The organism is Cytophagales bacterium, assembly GCA_033344775.1.
Taxonomy (GTDB): domain Bacteria; phylum Bacteroidota; class Bacteroidia; order Cytophagales; family Cyclobacteriaceae; genus JAWPMT01.
Genome location: JAWPMT010000005.1, coordinates 1,299,497 through 1,318,391, shown reverse-complemented (window position 1 = coordinate 1,318,391; position 18,895 = coordinate 1,299,497). Strand labels below are relative to the sequence as shown.

General features: G+C 42.1%; 18 protein-coding genes. 13 read left to right on the top strand and 5 right to left on the bottom strand.

The window, feature by feature from the left end; all coding sequences use genetic code 11:
* Window position 1: 1 nt before the first annotated feature.
* Complete coding sequence (locus R8G66_23105; protein MDW3195283.1) at window positions 2-1,129, top strand: 8-amino-7-oxononanoate synthase; 1,128 nt, start codon at window positions 2-4, stop codon at window positions 1,127-1,129.
* A gap of 15 nt (window positions 1,130-1,144) precedes the next feature.
* Here the strand turns inward: R8G66_23105 and R8G66_23100 are convergent, their stop codons facing one another.
* From R8G66_23100 to R8G66_23085, 4 genes are all read right to left on the bottom strand, one after another.
* Window positions 1,145-1,489: a type II toxin-antitoxin system RelE/ParE family toxin gene (locus R8G66_23100; protein MDW3195282.1), complete on the bottom strand. Its 345-nt coding sequence runs from the start codon at window positions 1,487-1,489 to the stop codon at window positions 1,145-1,147.
* A gap of 3 nt (window positions 1,490-1,492) precedes the next feature.
* The gene (locus R8G66_23095) at window positions 1,493-1,759 is read right to left on the bottom strand and encodes a hypothetical protein (GenBank protein ID MDW3195281.1); all 267 of its coding nucleotides are present in this window, start codon (window positions 1,757-1,759) and stop codon (window positions 1,493-1,495) included.
* 51 nt (window positions 1,760-1,810) lie between these two features.
* Window positions 1,811-2,533 (bottom strand): LytTR family DNA-binding domain-containing protein, encoded by a 723-nt coding sequence (locus R8G66_23090; protein MDW3195280.1) that lies wholly within the window; start codon window positions 2,531-2,533, stop codon window positions 1,811-1,813.
* A gap of 435 nt (window positions 2,534-2,968) precedes the next feature.
* A complete protein-coding gene (locus tag R8G66_23085; GenBank protein ID MDW3195279.1) occupies window positions 2,969-4,033 on the bottom strand; it encodes a histidine kinase in 1,065 nt (354 codons plus the stop codon).
* Window positions 4,034-4,235: 202 nt separating this feature from the next.
* Here R8G66_23085 and R8G66_23080 point away from each other — a divergent pair, with 202 nt between their 5' ends.
* The 4 genes from R8G66_23080 to R8G66_23065 all read left to right on the top strand — a co-directional run bounded on the left by R8G66_23080 (window position 4,236) and on the right by R8G66_23065 (window position 10,745).
* Window positions 4,236-6,458: a DUF5916 domain-containing protein gene (locus R8G66_23080; protein ID MDW3195278.1), complete on the top strand. Its 2,223-nt coding sequence runs from the start codon at window positions 4,236-4,238 to the stop codon at window positions 6,456-6,458.
* Between the two features lie 155 nt (window positions 6,459-6,613).
* On the top strand, window positions 6,614-7,756 hold the full coding sequence (locus tag R8G66_23075; GenBank protein MDW3195277.1) for a hypothetical protein: 1,143 nt from the start codon (window positions 6,614-6,616) through the stop codon (window positions 7,754-7,756).
* A 77-nt stretch (window positions 7,757-7,833) separates the two neighbouring features.
* On the top strand, window positions 7,834-8,967 hold the full coding sequence (locus R8G66_23070; protein MDW3195276.1) for an alpha/beta hydrolase-fold protein: 1,134 nt from the start codon (window positions 7,834-7,836) through the stop codon (window positions 8,965-8,967).
* 356 nt (window positions 8,968-9,323) lie between these two features.
* A complete protein-coding gene (locus tag R8G66_23065; protein MDW3195275.1) occupies window positions 9,324-10,745 on the top strand; it encodes a TlpA disulfide reductase family protein in 1,422 nt (473 codons plus the stop codon).
* A 513-nt stretch (window positions 10,746-11,258) separates the two neighbouring features.
* On the opposite strand, the gene R8G66_23060 is transcribed toward R8G66_23065, so the two are convergent.
* Window positions 11,259-11,966, bottom strand: a complete 708-nt coding sequence (locus R8G66_23060; protein ID MDW3195274.1) for a hypothetical protein — start codon at window positions 11,964-11,966, stop codon at window positions 11,259-11,261.
* Between the two features lie 389 nt (window positions 11,967-12,355).
* On the opposite strand from R8G66_23060, the gene R8G66_23055 reads away from it, so the two are divergent.
* The 8 genes from R8G66_23055 to R8G66_23020 all read left to right on the top strand — a co-directional run bounded on the left by R8G66_23055 (window position 12,356) and on the right by R8G66_23020 (window position 18,861).
* Entirely contained in the window at window positions 12,356-13,288 is a 933-nt protein-coding gene (locus tag R8G66_23055; GenBank protein ID MDW3195273.1) for a tyrosine-type recombinase/integrase, read from the top strand.
* A gap of 79 nt (window positions 13,289-13,367) precedes the next feature.
* Window positions 13,368-14,039 (top strand): hypothetical protein, encoded by a 672-nt coding sequence (locus R8G66_23050; protein MDW3195272.1) that lies wholly within the window; start codon window positions 13,368-13,370, stop codon window positions 14,037-14,039.
* Window positions 14,040-14,167: 128 nt separating this feature from the next.
* Window positions 14,168-14,674: a DUF5063 domain-containing protein gene (locus R8G66_23045; GenBank protein ID MDW3195271.1), complete on the top strand. Its 507-nt coding sequence runs from the start codon at window positions 14,168-14,170 to the stop codon at window positions 14,672-14,674.
* 313 nt (window positions 14,675-14,987) lie between these two features.
* Window positions 14,988-15,488 carry a hypothetical protein gene (locus tag R8G66_23040; protein MDW3195270.1) on the top strand — a complete coding sequence of 167 codons (501 nt, stop codon included), beginning with the start codon at window positions 14,988-14,990 and terminating at the stop codon, window positions 15,486-15,488.
* 4 nt (window positions 15,489-15,492) lie between these two features.
* Entirely contained in the window at window positions 15,493-15,903 is a 411-nt protein-coding gene (locus R8G66_23035; protein ID MDW3195269.1) for a hypothetical protein, read from the top strand.
* An 87-nt stretch (window positions 15,904-15,990) separates the two neighbouring features.
* Window positions 15,991-17,100, top strand: coding sequence for a YARHG domain-containing protein (locus tag R8G66_23030; GenBank protein MDW3195268.1), 1,110 nt, complete (start codon window positions 15,991-15,993; stop codon window positions 17,098-17,100).
* A 183-nt stretch (window positions 17,101-17,283) separates the two neighbouring features.
* Entirely contained in the window at window positions 17,284-17,685 is a 402-nt protein-coding gene (locus tag R8G66_23025; protein MDW3195267.1) for a RidA family protein, read from the top strand.
* Window positions 17,686-17,835: 150 nt separating this feature from the next.
* Complete coding sequence (locus tag R8G66_23020; protein MDW3195266.1) at window positions 17,836-18,861, top strand: leucine-rich repeat domain-containing protein; 1,026 nt, start codon at window positions 17,836-17,838, stop codon at window positions 18,859-18,861.
* Window positions 18,862-18,895 lie beyond the last annotated feature (34 nt).

The following is an 18,895-nucleotide window of genomic DNA, read 5'->3' as shown; positions in this document are numbered from 1 at the left end:
CATGATCAATGATGATTTTTTGAGGGAGCGCTTGGAGGCGAGAGCAGCAGCCGGCAATAAAAGATTACTTCCTTCAGCTATTCAGGGGGAGGATTTTGTGTCGAATGATTATCTGGGACTGGCGAATAATGACCATCTAATTCAACGTATCGATGCACGTTGGCAGCTTCATGCGCCGAAACAAGTCGGTGGGACCGGTTCTCGTTTGCTTTCCGGGAATCATGACCTGTATGAAGAACTGGAGTCCTTACTTCAAACAGTCTTTCAGGCAGAAAGTGTACTGGTATTCAATTCGGGTTATCAGGCCAATCAGGCTTTGGTTGCATCCGTAGCTTCACGAGGCGAGCGCATCCTTTACGATGAATTATCACACGTCTGTCTCAAGGAAGGAGCGTGGTTGAGCAAAGCGGACTCGTTTTCTTTTCGGCATAATGATCTGGAGGATATGGAGAGAAGGCTCAAACAAGATACAGATAAACGCACGTTTGTGGTAACAGAGACGCTGTTTTCCATGGATGGAGATTTTGCACCCATTGCGGAGATGCTTGATCTGTGTGAAAAATACGGGGCCTATCTGATTGTGGATGAAGCCCATTCAACAGGAGCATATGGTGCTGCAGGTGGAGGTTGGCTAATCGAACAGGGTTTGGCTGATCGTGTCTTTGCACGGGTGTATACCTTTGGGAAGGCCATGGGAGCTCATGGCGCTTGCATAGCGGGTTCCTCCGTCCTCACCGAGTACCTAACGAATTTTGCTCGATCTTTTATCTATACCACTGCTATGCCACCGCATGCCGTGTTGTCTTTGATTGAATCCTTTCAGTTTTTAGGGGAACACATGGGTTTGCAAGACGAATTACGAGAGGTCGTTAAGTATTATCGGGAGACCTGCGAAAAAGTATTCGACAAAGCAAGTAAGAGCTATTCTGCGATACAACCCGTATGGATTTCCGGCAGTGACAAAGCCCTGGAGGCGTCTAAGCAGCTACAGGAAAACGGCTATCAGGCTCTGGCCATCCGACCACCTACCGTCAAAGCAGGTACGGAGCGGTTACGCATCAGCTTGCACACCTTCAATTCCAAAGCGTCTATTGATGGGTTGATTGGGTGTCTGAAGGAGGTGATGTGACTTCTAGTTTTAAGACTAGAGTTTGCTAAGTAGGTCTTCTATTTCATAAGAAAGCCGGTCCGATAGATTACTTACAATTCTTTCGATATCTCTTCTTCCATGCAAAACCGTGGCAATGATGATTCCTTGATCAATCGGGTGGAAAACAGCATAATGTTGTTTAACAGGGGCCAGAAAAAATGGATAAGTTCGGTCTCTCCGCAGCCTACCAATCTCTGGTATTTGGGCAATTTTCTTGAAAGATTCATACATATCTTTCATGTAATGTTTTGTTTGATTTTCACCCCACCTTAAAATGGAGGATTCTTCAATCTCAATCAGATCATGTATAGCTCTTGATGTAAAATAAAACTTTGCCAAACTTTATTTCCAGCCTGCAGCTTCTTTATCAGCCAATATTGCTTTGTCTTTCTCCCAGTCACCGGTTGATTCAAAATAGCGACCGTCGGAAATATCAGTAAAGCCTTCAATGAGGCTCGTGGAAACATAGTTTACATCACTATTCATGTCTTTACGAATGAGTGATCTCAAGTACTCGCTGGGAGTTTCGTATAGCCCTTCAGGTCCTACCATTTTTTTGACATGCTCTGCAAGAGGCTTCGGAAGGCGTGCATTGACTCGATCTGACATGGTTCAAAGGTAAGAAATGTCATAATAAATGCTATTATGTCACCATTTAAATCACCCATTCACTTTGGCTAGCTCATTCAAAGCTTTGGAAACACTCGCTCGATAATTCCTGCCGATGGGTACCATTTGGTCCCCTAATTCAATTTCGGTTTGTGAAAAGGAGTTGATCTTGTCCTTGGCGACAATGAATGATCGGTGAACGCGCATGAATTGATCTGCTGGGAAAACATCCTCTGCTTCGGTAATTCCCATCCGGGTGACCACATCTTCGCCATCGCGAACGATCTTCAGATAGTCACGTTGACTTTCCACGAAAAGGACATCTTGCAGGACCACTTTGACCATTTTTTTATCCACCTTGAAGAATAACGTATCTTTTGATTCAGCAGAAACCTGAACAGTGGTCACGGCCTGATTAGCGACCTGTACTTTCGAAATGGCTTTTACAAACCGATCCAGCGAAATGGGTTTCAATAAATAGTCCGCTACTTCCAGTTCAAATCCTTCCAGCGCATAATCGCGATATGCCGTGGTAATGATTACCTGGGGTCGTTGGGGTAGCGACCTCAAAATATCAAGTCCCGTAAGCTTCGGCATCTGAATGTCCATGAACAATACATCCACCGGATGGGTACGAATGTATTCGAAAGCTTTGATGGGGTTTTGGAAGCTCTGCTCCAGTGTCATGTTGTCGAATTGTTCCAGGTAGGATTCAATTACTTCAATAGCAAGCGGTTCGTCATCAACAACGACGCATCGGAGAGGTTTAGACATCAGATAGTTCGGGTAGCTTAGAATTGTTTACGGATAGGAGAGAAATGGGTTAGGAAGCCACGGAATTCAGCTGGTTTTTAACTTCTCGTTAACTTTTTTTGAGTAGAGAATTATAAAGATTAATATCAATAGATACTTAGCATTAACGTTTTATATGGCCTTGATTCATTTTAGTTTTTTGAATTGTTGAGAACAGGTAAGAATAAAATTCTGTTCGAGCCTTAGGGATCTAAATTTTGAAAATTAATTATTGTGGCGAGTTTATTTTATTCCTGTTCTGACAGATCAAAAAAGGTTAAAAAATGAATCCGTTCCCGGCGGGGATCTGCTAGATTTTTTCGGCCTTTTTCATCGCCGCGCGGCGTACCGTGGAAAATGGTCAAGTAAATTGATGAGATGCGATTAAATGGTTGGTAATCAGGTAGCCGATTGGCTTCAGACATCCTTCTCAAAAGACAAACTCAACAACGACTCATAGTTGTCTTTGCGATCCGAGGTGATCAGCATAAATCGATCCTCGCCGTATTGTAGTTCCAGTCTTCTTTTTAGGTTTTTCAAACCGATGCCGTGACCATTGCCATTAAGCGGAGGCCGATTGGCTGGTTTAGAGTTTTTCATGCTGAAAGAGAGCTTGTCCTCATCCACCGTAATCTGCACATGAAGCCATACCTTGTCCAGGTCGGCGCTTGCCCCATGTTTGAATCCATTTTCCAGAAACGGCAAAAAGATCATCGGGGCAATCTCCTTTCCGGAAATCCCTCCGCTCACCTCAAGTTTGATCTCCAGTCGATCGCCGTAGCGCAGTTGCTCAATTTCGAAGTAGTTGCGAATGAACTGAATTTCACGTTCCAGCGGCACTAATTCACTGTCTCCACATTCGTAAAGCATGTAGTCCATCAGGTCTGATAGTTTCAGTACCAACTCAGGTGCCTGGTCCGACTTTTTCAACGTTAGGGCGTAGAGGTTGTTCAGCGTATTGAACAAGAAATGCGGATGTAATTGGGTACGGAGGAATTTCAGCTCGCTTTCCAAACGACCCTTCTCCATTTTGGCAGTCCTTTGTTTTTGTGAATACCAGTGTTTGAGGAATTTGATGGAAAAGGCCAACACTACGTAGGGATAGACATAGGTCAGCGCCTTGATCATTTTCAAAGGATTCAGGAATCCTCCCCAATGCTCTCCGCCATAATAAAAGACCCGCTCAATGTGATAGGAAAAGGTCCAATGAACAAATGCTCCTAAGGCTAAGGTCGCCAGCAGCCATAACCCAAAAGCGGTATAACGCTCTTTCAGGAGAAGTCTTGGCATCAGAATGTATAGCGTGATGTAAGTAGGGATCAGCTTATCAGGCAGAAAGAGTAATTGCAGCTCCAATTGGCGGCCATAGTCTTCACTAAAGCTGCCATATAGCAACGTAAAAAATCCCACCACAAACACCCAAAAGGCGACATGCCGGGAGATCCTTGAAAAAGCTGAATTGCCGTTAATCCATTCGTACACAAGTCAAAGATACCTTTTGGGCGCAAATAAGTTCCGCTCCTTCACCAACGACCCACTATTGCGATTGAAAGGGCGTTTGCTCATGATGAAAGGCCTTCAGTGTGTTGGTCGCTGGTATTTGGTTACTGATAGCAGTCATTGGACCAGTTGTCACCACTGAATTTCAGCATATCCGTGTGAGGTAGTGTAACCAATCAAAGAAATGAAGGCAATCGTATCACTTTTTCTGTGCTTCATGCTCGTGGAAGCCATGGCATTCTTTCCTGGAGGAAAACCAGGTGCAGGCACACAATTCAATTATGCATTGGAAGCTTTGAGCGAAACGGAGATTCGCATCGATGGGGTACTGGACGAAGACGAATGGGGTAAAGTGGCTCCATTTTCAAAGTTCATCAACAAATGGCCGGTAGACTCAGGTTTTGCGGATGCACAAACGGAAGTGAAACTCACATACGATGATCATTTCATTTATGTCTCTGCCATCAACTATCAAAAGCGAGAGGATCTGGTGATACAGACACTAAAGCGTGACAATGAAGATGGGCACTGGGGGAGTGATGGCTTTACGTTCGTCATAGATCCGTTGAATCAGCGAAGCAATGGTTACTTATTTGGTGTCAATGCAGGTGGTGCTCAGGCGGAAGGGACGCTTACACTTCGAGGTACCCAAACACGCGGGGACCTCAATTGGGACAACAAGTGGTACTCGACTACCCGGATATACGATGAGTATTGGGTAGTGGAAATGGCCATCCCTTTCAACGCGTTGCGGTATGATACGGACAATCGGGAATGGGCCATCAACTTCATTCGTCATGACATGAAGAACAATGTCTACAGTACCTGGGCACAAGTACCCATCGCTTTCAATGGGGTTGATTTAGGTTACATGGGCACCATGACCTGGAACGAAGCACCCAAGCCCACCAGTGGCAATGTAATTGTCGTTCCTTATGTAGCTGGGTCATCCACACAAAATTTTGAAGACGATGAAAGCAACCTTGATGGAGATGTGGGGTTGGATGCCAAGATCGCTCTGTCTTCGGCACTCAATCTGGACCTCACGGTCAATCCGGATTTCTCCAATGTGGATGTAGATCAGCAACAAACGAATTTGACCCAGTTCAATTTGTTTTTCCCAGAACGCCGTGGGTTCTTTCTTGAGAACAGCGACCTTTTCAGTAATTATGGAACCTGGGGCGTTACACCTTTTTTCTCGCGGCGCATCGGCCTGGATGGGGGAGATGCTGTACCCATTTTGTTTGGTGCCCGGCTCACGGGAAACCTGAGTGAATCTCTGCGTATCGGCGTGATGGATGTGCAGACCAGGGCCACAGATGACCTCAATGCCAATAACTATCTCGTGGCTTCCGCTCAGCAGCAAATCCTTTCACGATCCCGGATCAAATTATTAGCCACCAACCGACAGGGAATCAACAGCGATGAAAATGGAGGAGAGGAAGATTACAATCGAGCCGGAGGACTGGAGTTCGATTACGTTTCAGATAATGGCGAATTTACAGCTACGGCAAAGTACCACGTGGCTACGGATGAAGAACAATTGGATAATAACAGTTATGCGACTGTCGGAGCAAATTTCAACAATGGGAAGTACTTTTTCGGGACCTTCTTTCATCAGGTCGGAGAGAACTACATCCCCGATATGGGATTCGTTCCGCAGCTCAATCACTATGATCCGGTAGAAGACACGACGATCCGAGTGGGTTTCAGGCGAATCAACCTATGGGCTGGACGGAGTTTCCGACCTAAATCAGGTCCGATCAATGTTCTGGATGTCAACCCGTGGACCGTCTGGCAATTCGACTATGACGGCAATACGCTCCAACACAATTTTGGCTTGTGGAGTACCATATCATTCAAGTCAAGAGATGAAGTGACCATAGATCTGACGCACAGAGACCAGCGGCTGGTGGTGCCCGCGGAGTTCGTGGATGATGCGGAACCACTGCCTACAGGACTGTATAGCAATACGTTTTATCGTTTGGAATGGCAAAGCGATGGGCGCAAAATGATCAGCGGGGGGATATCCGTAGGACGCGGCCGGTTTTATACAGGCACCCGAACCGAATTGAGGACAAATGTGAATTTCAGGAAACAACCATGGGGCAATTTTGGAGTACGGTACGTGCAAAATAGGGTAGATTTGGGAGCTGCACATGGTGAGACCGTACTCCACCTTCTTGGACCCACTGCAGAGGTGACGTTCAGCAACAAGATGTTCTGGACCACCTTCCTGCAGTACAATACCCAGGCCGAAAATTTCAACATCAACAGCCGGTTCCAGTGGCGCTACCTGCCCATGTCCGACATCTTCCTGGTCTACTCCGAGAACTACACCTCCAATGACCTGAACATCAAAAACCGAGGGGTGGTGTTTAAGATGACGTATTGGTTGAATTTATAGGCAAACTTATCGGAGCGTCACGGCCAGTGGGAATGCAGTGATAGGTATTACCATTGGCCGTTGCTCTTTTTGGTTTCTCGGCAAAATGAGTTTGGAGATCTACTATGAATGTTTGTCGTTGATATGTGCTGACAAAGGCGTTAAAACTACTTAGCATGAATTTTAATCGAATCACCTTTGGACTGCTCAGCTACCTGGCCATCTACTCAGGTTTTGCTCAATTTGATCCTCAATCATTTGGAGGTGCAGGTATGGATCGGGGAGTAGGGATCACCATGACCAATAATGAGGATGGATACCTCATTGCAGGACTGACCACCAGTTTCGGTGCCTTAGGTGAAGACATCTATTTGGTACGAACAGATCTTGGTGGAAACCTGATCTGGCAAAAGACATTTGGCGGACCACAAGATGATAATGCCTGGTTTATCCAGAGAACCAACGAGGGCACTTATTTGATTGCCGGGTTTTCCAATAGTTATTCCGAAGGAGATTGGGACATCTACCTGATAGAGATCAATGAAAGCGGAGATGAAGTTTGGTCGCAGAATTTAGAGATGCCCGGTGATCAATACGCCTGGAGTTTATGGAGAGAAGCCGAGGGTAGTTATGTGGTGGTCGGGCAATCCAATGATACGGATGAACAAAAAGCAACAACACTTTGCGTAAAACTTAGCCCGAAAGGAGAGGTACTTTGGATATATCAGTCTTCATCCGAGCATTTGAATCGCGCTTTTGGGATAACAAGACTGGGGGATGACTACTTCATCAGTGGCTTGATAGCAACTGGTCTTGGAGATCTGGATGGTTTCGTCACCAGCCTCTCTGCTACCGGTGTTGAACAATGGACGAAAACATACGGTGGAGCAAGCCAGGACCTTTTTCATGCCATTCATACCAGTCCCGATGGTGCCATCATCGCCTCAGGTTATGCCAAACGATTCGAACAGGAGGCCAATAGTCCATGGATAGTAAAAATCGACAACAGTGGACAAGTGATCTGGGACAAATCCTATGGAAGTCAAGCGGAAGAGCGGATTGTCAGTGCGACTATTGCTGCAAATGGGGACATCTCTTTGCTGGGGTATGTACTCAAGGAATCGAACGTAGACCTGTTACGACTACAAATAGATCCCCTTGGACAACTGCATTCGTATGAGGCATTCGGTAGCCCAAAAGATGACGCAGCGGGGCAAACCCTCCTGATCCACAGTGATCGGCTCATCTATACGGGAAGAAGCTTGCAACCAGACCCGGAAGGCGACCTTATTTTGGTGATAGAGGAATTGAAACCGTAGAATGATCTCATGACACAACTATCATCGTAGTTAGTCTTAGGACCAAGCGACGATACCATACTACCAATTATACTAACATGAAAACCATCAAACATCGCATTTCTATCTTCCAAGTCCTGTTCTTATTGAGTTTGCTGATTCCACAATCAGTCACTGCGCAGGTCATTTCAAAAGCCCCAGAAGATCTGTTTATTGTAGGCAGTGAATCCATCGTTTTTAAATCAGAGGTCACCGATAGTGATTACAGACTATATGTCAACCTGCCAGAGAACTATGCGCATGATTCGGACAAGACCTATCCGGTATACTACGCACTGGATGGTAACCGCACTTTTGTGATGTCGACACAGATTTATCAAAGTCTTAGATTTGATGGGTTTGCACCGGAGGTCATCATTGTTGGCATAACCTACGGTGGATCAAAAGCAGACTATGGCCTAAACCGATCCAGGGACTTAACGCCGACGAATATTGAACTGATCCCTACTTCAGGTGGTGCCGCCAATTTTTTGAAGATGTTGCGTGAGGAGTTGATTCCCTTCATTGATCAGCACTTCCGAACGGATCCCACGAACAGAACCCTGGCCGGCACGTCCTTTGCAGGCTTGTTTACCCACTATACGCTTTTTAATGAACCAACATTGTTCAATAACTATCTCATCAATAACCCCACTTTTTGGTGGGAAGAAGATTATGGTTATAAACTCGAGGAAGCTTTTTATCAAAAGAGAAGATCCTTGAATGCCCGGGTACTGTACACCATAGGAGCATATGATGCTGTCGAAGAAGTCATCGAAATGGTGAATCAGATCAGGGAGCACGACTATGCCAACCTGAGCTTAGGTTTCAGGGAAGTGGATCATATGGGTCACATGGGAGGTGAAGCAGAGGCCATTAATCAGGGCATGAGGTTTGCCTACCGGCTTCCGGAAATGAAATTACCCAAAGAGACCTTGGAGGAGTATTGCGGGACCTATCAGGATGGTAGTTATGTTCGAGAGGTTGTTATTAGCCAGGGAGACCTGCATTTAGTTCGGCAGGGACAAACCACAGGGACTAAAATACAAGCAACGAGCCCTGGATCCTTTGCCTTGCAGGGAACCTACTTCGATTTTCATTTCAAAAGGAATGAGGAGGGAAAGGTCATCGGTTTCTCTTATCAGCGAGATTTCGATGGCACCAATATTAGAACGGCGGCTAAGGTTGAATAATTCCCATAGTATTGATCAAAGTTCTCCTGGTACAGAGATGTTAAAAAATGCCTCCACTGCGATTACTATGTGCTCGCTACTATCGTACCTGACTTGAGCGGTTTTCCTTTATTGATTTTAGCAAAGTGAATGTTAAGGATTTATAAAAAGTAGATCTTACGCACCACATATTTGTTAAAATTTCATAAGCTTCAAGTCGCCACTTGTATGCAGCGTACGGACCCGATACTTTAGAAGAAAAATGAAACAGATAGCCTACTTTCTGCCCCTGAAGCTTTAGCGAAAGAGACGGATTTTGGCGGTGACGTTACAATCTATAAGCGTCTAGTTTTCTATTTCATCATTTTACCAGAATTATGATTAAAAAAATATCTTTAGCTCTATTGGTCTTGATTATTGTGGCAAGTTGTGAGCTACAGGAAAACTCACAGATGCTAAAAATCGAACTGCATGGTAAACTACAAAATGCTGATTCAATTGAGCTAATCACTTATGACATGCTCGATTACTCTGAAAGTATTGTATTCTCAGGATCAATTGAAACCTTAAGAAACAAATCAATTGATATCACATTAAGTGGTCCAGTCTTTGCAAACCTCAAGATAGATGAAACGTTCCACCAGATATATTTGGAATCTGGGTATGATTTAAAGATTTCCATGGACAACCATGATGGATTTGATCAATTGAAATATTGCGGTGATGGCGCTGAGATAAACAATTATCTGGAACAATCTTCTCAGATCATCAGCGAATACTATCGTGTTCACCCTACCTGGTTTCAGATGAATGCAACTACTTTTTCAAACACTTTAGATTCACTAGCGCGCTATTTAAACATTCCGCTGGAACCATATGATTTTAATAAGAGAACCCTCGATCTCCTGAAGGCAAAAAATGAAATTACGTTGATTAACTTGAGTCAACAACATAGACTGATTAATGCTGATTCCTATACCTCTGAAGATGCTAAAAACTTTTCGTTTGGATTATCAGAAGGCATTCCATCGGACTCCTATTTTCTTGAATTATCATTATTAGATTATGCACAGGTTCTCGATTTATTTCTTAGGTCCGAAATACAAGAACCTCTGTTTGATAGAGAAAGTGTAGATGAATTGGATTCCTTGAAGGACTATTTTCCTATTGAAGCGCAGCAAGCAATTATTGATAGGAATTTCCCGGCGGTAATAAGTGAATTTTTAAGAGCAAAGGATGTTTCCTATTGGTTGGCATCCGAGGGAATTTCAGAGGGACTAGAGACTGTTTATGCTGAATTTAAAAGGGATTTTGAGGACTCAGATTACTCGGAGCAGTTAGGGAAAAAATACAGTGAATGGCTTAAGATCGGGAAAGGGCAGCCTGCACCTGAAGTTACCGGATTAACGATCAATAATGATACTATTTCATTAAGCGATCTAAGGGGGAAAGTGGTTTATATTGATGTATGGGCAACATGGTGTGCCCCTTGCATCAAAGAATTTCCATATTATGAAGATCTAAAAACGAGGCTTAACCAAAGAGAGGATATCGCATTCTTTTTCGTATCAGTAGACGATCAGGCTGAAGATTGGGCATCTTTTATAAAGGAAAAAGAAACACCGAAAGGAATTCATATCAGGGAAGCAATCAAAATTGGCCATCCAAAGATTCAGGAAGCTTATAAAATGTGGGGCGTACCAAGATATATTTTGATTGATCAAAATGGAATGATTGTCGATTCAAATGCCCCCAGACCATCATCAGGTAAAATCTTGTCTCTGATCAATTCGCTGTAAAAAAATGAAAGTCAAAGGGTAGCTTTTGCACAACGCCCTAAATGTAAAGTCCGTCCTTACGAACCCTTAAGCATCCGATAAACAGCTAGTCTACTAGCTGCCGCTGAAGCTTTAGCGAAAGAGACGGATATTAGCTTTGATGAAAAGATGGGCAAAAACCGCCTCCACTGCGTAATGGAAGGGGTTGTGCAATCGTGGTTTGCATTTTAGAGTCATGGAAGGTGTTTTGCAATCGTGATTGGCATATTGGTCGTAGTGGAAGCTTAAGTGCAATCGTGATTAGCATTTTCGATGTAGGGCAGAGTCATTTGCAATCGTGGTTAGCAAAATCATCGTTGTGGAGCCAAAATTTAGACCGTGGCTCAATGATCCGACTGAACGGAGGCTTAGTTAGAGTAATGGGGTCTGAAATGCTGATGCTAAAAAGGTTTTTGCCGACTGTAGAGGGGACGGGGCAAAAAAAAACGATCTCTGCGAGTCGTTTTATATGATTTCTGCTGGAATGAGAACAGGTTATTTTCGAGTGCGCTGAAAACCTCGGAGTTTTTCCTGGTCTTTGCGATAGACAAACTTACCGGTCACCCGGATTTCATCCACGGCCTCTTTCAAGTAGGTGAAAGCCTTGTCTCGGAGCAGTTTGGCACTGTTGTCATCACTTCTTTCACCATTGACCCGAGCCAGTAAAGTAGCCAATTCATCGGCCCAGGTGGCTGCAATATCCAGTTGGGTCATGTCCATGCCAATGGCGGATAACAGATTATCGTGCGCATTGCCCAGCACGCTGAGGTCGCTCAGGTCCTGTACCATATCTGCATGTCCTGATCCTTCTGAGATGGCATTGACCTTACTGACAAGATCGGGATGTCGGCGGAAGGCAAATCGGAAAGAAGCTTCCAGTGTGTCTTTGAGGTCGTAAGCCTCTATGGATCGCTCGTCCCATTCCCTTTGTGCTTCTTCTCTGCTGTATCGCTCTTTCATCCATACGGATTGCGCTTGCCGTAGCATTCGAGCGCGGTTGGGCAGGTCAGTGATGAACTCACCATCCAATCCGGCATTGGTGAGCGGTGATTGATCATCAGCGATCCATTCGTTCAAGTCATATGCCTCCTGTACGAAGGTGTATACGGGAATGGTCGGTAGCCGCACTTCACTGGCTGGATTCGCCATCAGTACGTCATTGGAAATAGTCGTTTCTTCTGATTGAATTACATCATCAGTCATTTTGAAAATAATGTTTAGTGTTATTAAAAATTTAGTTGTAGGACAGCTGTCTTGTTGTCATTGTTAACGGATGATCCGGTGCAAGGGGTTGAAAAAAAACTTTTAAAAAGTCCAGGGATCGAAAAGTTTCATATAGGATTGATATTGTACAATCAATACTTTTTGTACCATGACTCCTTCGGAACTAGAATGCTCAAAACAAGTCCATTACACTAAGACACCTGGTATTGGATCAGAGAAGAATGATTGGAATCCAATTTTACCCGGATAAAGTCATACAGGCACTGGTCAAGCAATTGCCTTCCCCCAGGTGGAGTGCAGCGAATCAAATGGTGGTCATACCCAACAGTAAGGAGAACCTGGCTTCAATATTTCGTCAATTTCGGGGAGTGGCCTGGATTGATACACGTTACTTCTTTATCAACAAGCCCGTCAACGAAGGTAATGCCCCGCTTTCTGTCAATGATTTTCGTAAAAGACCTCCAAAGGATCGTTGGAGGTACTGTCCAGAAGAATTTTATCAAAAACTGGAACTTAGAAGATACTCCTTGAATACAGCAAGATCTTATCTAGGTCAGTTTGAAAGATTTATTAACAGTTTCCCGAGAGAAAAAGAACTGATGTCTATCACTGAAGCAGAAATCTTGAAATATATGAGTAATCTCGTTAAAGAAGGATTCTCTGAATCATATTCCAAAATTGCTTTGAGTGCCATTAAATTCTACTTTGAAGTGGTCAAAGAAATGCCTAACCGTTTCTATAACATTTCACTACCAAAACGATCAGCGTCATTGCCAAAAGTCCTGGCTAAAGAAGATATTCTGAAAATGATTCATCAAACCAGAAATCTCAAACATAGATGTATTATCGCTCTGCTTTATTCAGCCGGATTAAGAAAGCAAGAACTCATTGACCTGAAAATTGAAGACATAGATAGCCATCGCATGACAATTACCGTAAGACAAGGAAAAGGAAAAAAAGACCGTATTAGCTTATTGAGTACTCATTTATTATCTGATTTGCGTAACTACTACAAAGCGTACAAACCAAAAATGTTTTTATTCGAAGGTGCCTATGGAATGCAATATTCTCCGACCAGCGTAGGAAAGATAGTAAGTAGAGCAGCTCACAAGGTAGGGATGAAAAGACACATCACTCCACATATGCTTAGACACTCCTTCGCAACGCATTTACTAGAATCGGGTACTGATTTACGTTATATTCAAATTCTTCTCGGACATAACAGTGCCAAAACCACAGAAATTTACACACACGTTGCAATAAAGGGGTTCAATCAAATCATAAATCCCTTAGATTCGTAAGGATGAAATTGGTTATAGTTACCTTTTGTCCACAATAACCAATTGTTAGCGGAAATAATGTCAATACGGGTATCGAACTATGTCAAATAATATATTCGACTTTATAAGAAATAAAAGAACTAGGATCATTGCCACTCTGGTCTATATAGTTTTTATTGTGGTTTTTTATTTCACTGAAATTAGTGAGGTCTATGACAAAGTATTCAACCGAACTCCGGACAATGAATTCGTTAGAAAAATTCCAGAATCTGAAACAAAATCTGAGCTCATTCAGCGCATTGACTCACTAGAAAGTATTATTAGAGCTTTTCAAATTAGAGAATCTGAAAATTCTCTGCCCGATAGTGACAATGAAAACGGCAAAGTACAAAATCACAATAAAGAATTAGTTGAACTTAGGTTAGAGATAAACTCCGTTGAAGAAAGAGTGGACAAAAACTTTGAAGATTTCAAAGCTCTTAGACAAGCTTTAAATCCGATAAATCCAGATGAAGTATTGACGATTGCTAGAATGATGGATGAAATTAAATCGATTCAGGAACAACAATCAAACTTTGAAAAGAGGATTGAAAATAATCTGGAGTCAATTAGTCGAAATGTGCTTTATCGTACTGAAAGTGCCGACAAAACAACAAATGTTATTCTTTTAGTTCTTGCTCCAATCCTTTTGAACTTTTTTTATGCCATTTGGAAAGATTACAAAAAGGAAAAGCCAAAAGAAAAGGAGAAAACTTCCGCTAACAAACAATAAGCTCAATGAGCAAACAGAGCTATGAGCAACTTTCAGTGCGAAACAGTAACTTTAGAATCAAATTGAAAGGATATACTCACTGAGCTTATCTGGGCGTTGGAGGCCATATACTTCAGATCGCATAATCCATGAACATTCAAGAAGCAATTGCAACAGAGGAAACTGACAAGTTTCTTAAAGCCGCAAACGAGTTTTGCAACGAACTCGAACTTGGAACGACATCCGAACTGGACTTCTGCAACCAACTTTTCATTCAGGTCTCCAACCTCATATTTCGAGCCTCTCAACTTCCTAACGTAGAGCTTGACAATAACGAAGATTTTGATAATCGTTTGACAACTGACGAACTGCATCCTCTGCTTTCACGAACTTCTGAGCGACTTGGCACTAACAGGTTTTATTGGACGAAATTCAACCCAATCGACAATGACGATATGGAACTGGTTGCTGGAGATCTACTAGATGACCTAGGGGACATGTATGCTGACATTAAACCCAACTTAGAACTTATCGAACATGGGCGAACAGCCGAACAGGAACATGCTCTCTGGGAACTCAAATTTTCCTTCGAGACTCATTGGGGTCAACACGCCGTGGATGCCTTGCGAACTCTCTACTTCCTAACGAAGAACTAACCGTAGAAAACGACCTCCAACAGACACTATCGGTTATGTGCCAAACTGCCTCTCTGCCAGTTTTATCGGGACTTGCCCGCTCCAGTGCACCTTCTGATACTTCATCGCTTTTGGAGACTTCTGTGGTTCTGGAATTTCACTTCCACAACGCAGTGCCATTTGGAAACCGTTGTGCTTGTGGTGCACTTCCACTATTTTAGCTGTACTTGCCAACTGTGGGCACACAAACCGATAGTTAGGCGTTAGCGTCAACATTAGAAAATACCCATTTTTAGGTATATGAAATGTATTTCTCTTTTAGGAAATTTATTGTATGATATCTCCAATACGATATAATCTAAGCTTAATTAAGTATCTGCTCTCTATTCTCCTGCTTATCTGTCTAGGTGGTTGTTCTCCAAGTATTCAAGGTTGGCTTGTTGATAACAGAAGGCCAGAAAGAACTCAATTACCAGAATGGAGGGAAGATGTTCGTGTCCTTAACGAACTTCTCATTAAAGGAGATTCCCTTTGTGATTTCACCCCTTTTTTTGAAATCATTACTAACCACGAAAAGGAACTGAGAGATCTTCCCCTAACGCCTGAGTCTGTGGAGTCTGTTAGGAGATTTTTACTGAACACCTACGATCAATGGAGAAATAATGGTCAAGAACTTTCTTATAGACACATGGAAAAATTCTTGATTGTGTTCTTCGAAGAGTTAATTGAACAAGCAATAATTGATAGACAAGATTCAGAACTCGGATTAGGTTGGTGGGACAGAGCACTTATTGCAGTACGAGAAAAGTTATGTCCAATCTACACTATCTGTTAAGGTTATGAATGATTTTGAATTATATAAACTGCTGTTAGATAATGTGAGAAACATATCTCAGCAATACATAACTTTGTCAACAGGAATTTTGGCAATTTCAATAAGCTTAATCGATAAAGTCAAATCTACCAACGCAAATCAACTTTTCGTGCGAATTGGATGGATTGGATATATGGTTTCTATCCTATTTGGTATTTGGACTTTGTATTCAATTACTGGGACAGTGCAAAAAGGAATTGAGGTAAGATCAAACATTATTATTCCTCAGCATATCCAAGCAATAACTTTCTTTATTAGCACAATATTCATTGTACTTTATGGGACTCAATTATTAAACGCTAGGAAGAAGGATCCTATTAAGGAAGGAGAAAAGACGCTAACAAACGATAAGCTCAATGAGCAAACTGAGCTATGAGTGATTTTTATGCAAATGGTAACTTTAGAATCAATTTGAAAGGATACGCTCACTGAGCTTATCTGGACGTTAGCATCAATTTACTGCATGAAAAACCTACTCCTCTTACTATTATTTATCACTCAATTTGCTGCATTTGCGCAATCACCAAACCAACAGCCAATTCCTGAATTTGTTCTAAAAGGTAAGTCTGCGAACGAACTCAGAATATTGAGAAATGAAATTTTTGCTCGATATGGTTACATATTTAAATCTTCAGACTTAACAGAATACTTCAAAACAAAGCTCTGGTACAAGCCAAAGAACACAAATGTCGATGATCAACTGACCGACATTGATAAGTCTAACATTGAGAGAATTTTGAATTTTGAAAATCTAGCAAAGCAAGACTCATTTAACCCTTCTATTGCAAGCGAAACTGATGCATATTTCAGGGTCTACAAAGATCCAATAACTGGCAACAAACTTGAAACCTCAAGGAATGTTACTTTCCACAGACATTTCAAATACGGTACGATTAGAAAAGTAGTCGAACGAACTTTCACTGGTGCAGAAAAATTCCCTACCGTTATTTACGCTGAATCTACCGACCCATCAAAACCATTTTGGGAAACAATCAAGTATTACGATGATTTAAAATTTAAGACCAATTACTTTCATGCTGTTGAGTATGGTTGTTGTGGTGAAGAGAACTATGGAGAGCTCTTCACTTATAACTCCGATGAACCCTTTTTGAAATTCAATGAATCCTACTTCACAGTTGATATACCGAACAGCAAAATCCATATGTTTATCGGTTATTGTCATGAAAATTCAGGACGAGATGGAGCGACAATATCAACTCTTTATTTATCAACTCTGAACGGAGTGGTTAGCTCAATTACATTTGTTGCAACTAGTCAAGAAAGTAAAGAAGACCTCCCATGGTATTTTACCCCAACAGTTGAACTCCGAACAGAGAATGAAAAGAATAAGATTATCAGAGGTGGAAAAGAAATTAGATTATGGGGAAGCAATTTTGCTAAGACTCTAAGTGATATTAGTGGCCTCTCGATATTCATTGAATTTTGGAGCGAGGGAACTGGAGAAAAGGCACAATTCAACATCCCAATTACTAACGGTAAATTCTTTGGAGCGAACGAACTGAACACCAAAATCACCGTAAATCTGGAATCAGAAGATGCTAACAGACGCTGATGAATGAATGGGGTTCTATCGGTCAGGATACTTTTGTGGTGTTTGGAAAGTCCGTCACGCCTGCGCGGCCCGAAGTTTTTAAATTCAAACCAAGGCGTGGCTATGTGCGAGACGATAGGTTAGTGCTTTCTAACCCCCACTCATCATAGCAAGTCGTTAGCTTCCATTTTGACAAACCTTGGAATGAAAAAGAAAAGCATTAATCCCAGTTCGTTATTTAATTCAAGAGAATATGGATTCTCTCAAGTTGTAGTGTCTAATCCAGGGAAAATGGTTTTTATTTCCGGACAAGTTGCCTGGGACGAAAAGCAAAATATTGTTGGAGAAAATGACTTAGCCAAACAAACTCAACAGTCAATAAACAATTTAAAATTAGCCATAGAAGCTGCCGGTGGGACTTTAGAAAATATTGTAATGTTGAATATTTACATTGTCAATTATCAAAAAGAGGACAGCTTAAAAATTAGTAAAATCCTGAAGGATAACTTTGGGACTGTTAGTCCTCCAGCAACCACCTGGGTGAGTGTTCAAGGACTGGCAAATAAAGAATTTATGATAGAGATAGAAGCTCAAGGAGTAATTTAATCACTTGGAAAAATTATATGGAAGCTAACAAACACTAAAATGAATATGCTTACCGAACCATTTGAGTTGACTTTGCGAAACGGAAGTCCTGGTGCTTCTAGCAACTGTGGCGCATACTCATTTTAGATGGACGTTACCAGCAATACCTCCATGAAGAAGATTTTCAAAACCCCTCTTAGAACTTCAGCTACTCTAACATTCATTTTGGGAGTAATTGCATGTTTAACGCTTTACTTGCTTTTCCTTGGGGTATATATTTTAGCCGTTGGAATCATACTCTTTCTAATTGATTACGGCATCTCCAAAATCACATGGAAAAAGTCATTGATCAAAAGCATCCAATGGACACTAACTTCAGTGTATGCAATTTGTGTATTCATATTCTTCATGGAGTGGCAGGAACACAATGAAGTCATATTCCCTCAAGACTATTCTGGTCAAACTGGAATAATTTTCGGTCTGGAAGGATATCCCGAACTTAATAAAACGATCTTCTGGAAAAAGAAAATTCAGATTCCCGACTCTGGTGTGATTCTAACATCGACCAGAGTTGAGGATATACCTAATTCAATAAGATTTAAATGGTCAGATGGCAGTAGTGCTGACTTTCAACGAGTTAAATGGAATCCAAATTTCGAATACTCCACCATATTTTCCGAACAAGTAATAAAAGCATGGATATTTACTGTTGACAGTGCGACCGAACTCCAAATACAGAAGAAAGCTGTTGACTTAGCAGAGAAAATTTTGGGTAATGAAGTAACTAGCGTTTACGAATCAGTTAATAAATTAGTCTGGAATGATAACAAAGGAAAGTACCTCTGGTTACAAAATAAGAATCTAACTGGGTTACCAGAAAAAGCGAGTGAGCTGGATGTTTATAAAGTCATTCTTACTGGTAATAATCTAACCGAGATACCTAAACCTATTTTGGAGATCGATAAACTCGAGGATTTATACCTCAGTCAAAACAGACTAACTCAAATTGGTGATGAAATCTCTCAACTAACCAACTTACGACTATTGGCAATTAACGGCAATCCTATTGAACGTTTACCTGATGCTCTTGCGATAATGCCGAACCTTGAGACGATCTATATTGGAAAAACGCAGATTGATTCGATAGAAATCAAACGGTTCAATACCCTTGCACCAAGCATCGAATTACGAGAATAAAGCTGGTAACAGGCGCTAAGCCCAATCGGCTGCG

Coding starts and splice junctions, on each gene's coding strand:
- R8G66_23025 (MDW3195267.1), top strand. CDS start 17,284: ATGAAAAAGAAAAGCATTAATCCCAGTTCGTTATTTAATTCAAGAGAA.
- R8G66_23090 (MDW3195280.1), bottom strand. CDS start 2,533: ATGTCTAAACCTCTCCGATGCGTCGTTGTTGATGACGAACCGCTTGCT.
- R8G66_23050 (MDW3195272.1), top strand. CDS start 13,368: ATGTCAAATAATATATTCGACTTTATAAGAAATAAAAGAACTAGGATC.
- R8G66_23075 (MDW3195277.1), top strand. CDS start 6,614: ATGAATTTTAATCGAATCACCTTTGGACTGCTCAGCTACCTGGCCATC.
- R8G66_23065 (MDW3195275.1), top strand. CDS start 9,324: ATGATTAAAAAAATATCTTTAGCTCTATTGGTCTTGATTATTGTGGCA.
- R8G66_23080 (MDW3195278.1), top strand. CDS start 4,236: ATGAAGGCAATCGTATCACTTTTTCTGTGCTTCATGCTCGTGGAAGCC.
- R8G66_23105 (MDW3195283.1), top strand. CDS start 2: ATGATCAATGATGATTTTTTGAGGGAGCGCTTGGAGGCGAGAGCAGCA.
- R8G66_23070 (MDW3195276.1), top strand. CDS start 7,834: ATGAAAACCATCAAACATCGCATTTCTATCTTCCAAGTCCTGTTCTTA.
- R8G66_23020 (MDW3195266.1), top strand. CDS start 17,836: ATGAAGAAGATTTTCAAAACCCCTCTTAGAACTTCAGCTACTCTAACA.
- R8G66_23095 (MDW3195281.1), bottom strand. CDS start 1,759: ATGTCAGATCGAGTCAATGCACGCCTTCCGAAGCCTCTTGCAGAGCAT.
- R8G66_23045 (MDW3195271.1), top strand. CDS start 14,168: ATGAACATTCAAGAAGCAATTGCAACAGAGGAAACTGACAAGTTTCTT.
- R8G66_23035 (MDW3195269.1), top strand. CDS start 15,493: ATGAATGATTTTGAATTATATAAACTGCTGTTAGATAATGTGAGAAAC.
- R8G66_23040 (MDW3195270.1), top strand. CDS start 14,988: ATGATATCTCCAATACGATATAATCTAAGCTTAATTAAGTATCTGCTC.
- R8G66_23060 (MDW3195274.1), bottom strand. CDS start 11,966: ATGACTGATGATGTAATTCAATCAGAAGAAACGACTATTTCCAATGAC.
- R8G66_23030 (MDW3195268.1), top strand. CDS start 15,991: ATGAAAAACCTACTCCTCTTACTATTATTTATCACTCAATTTGCTGCA.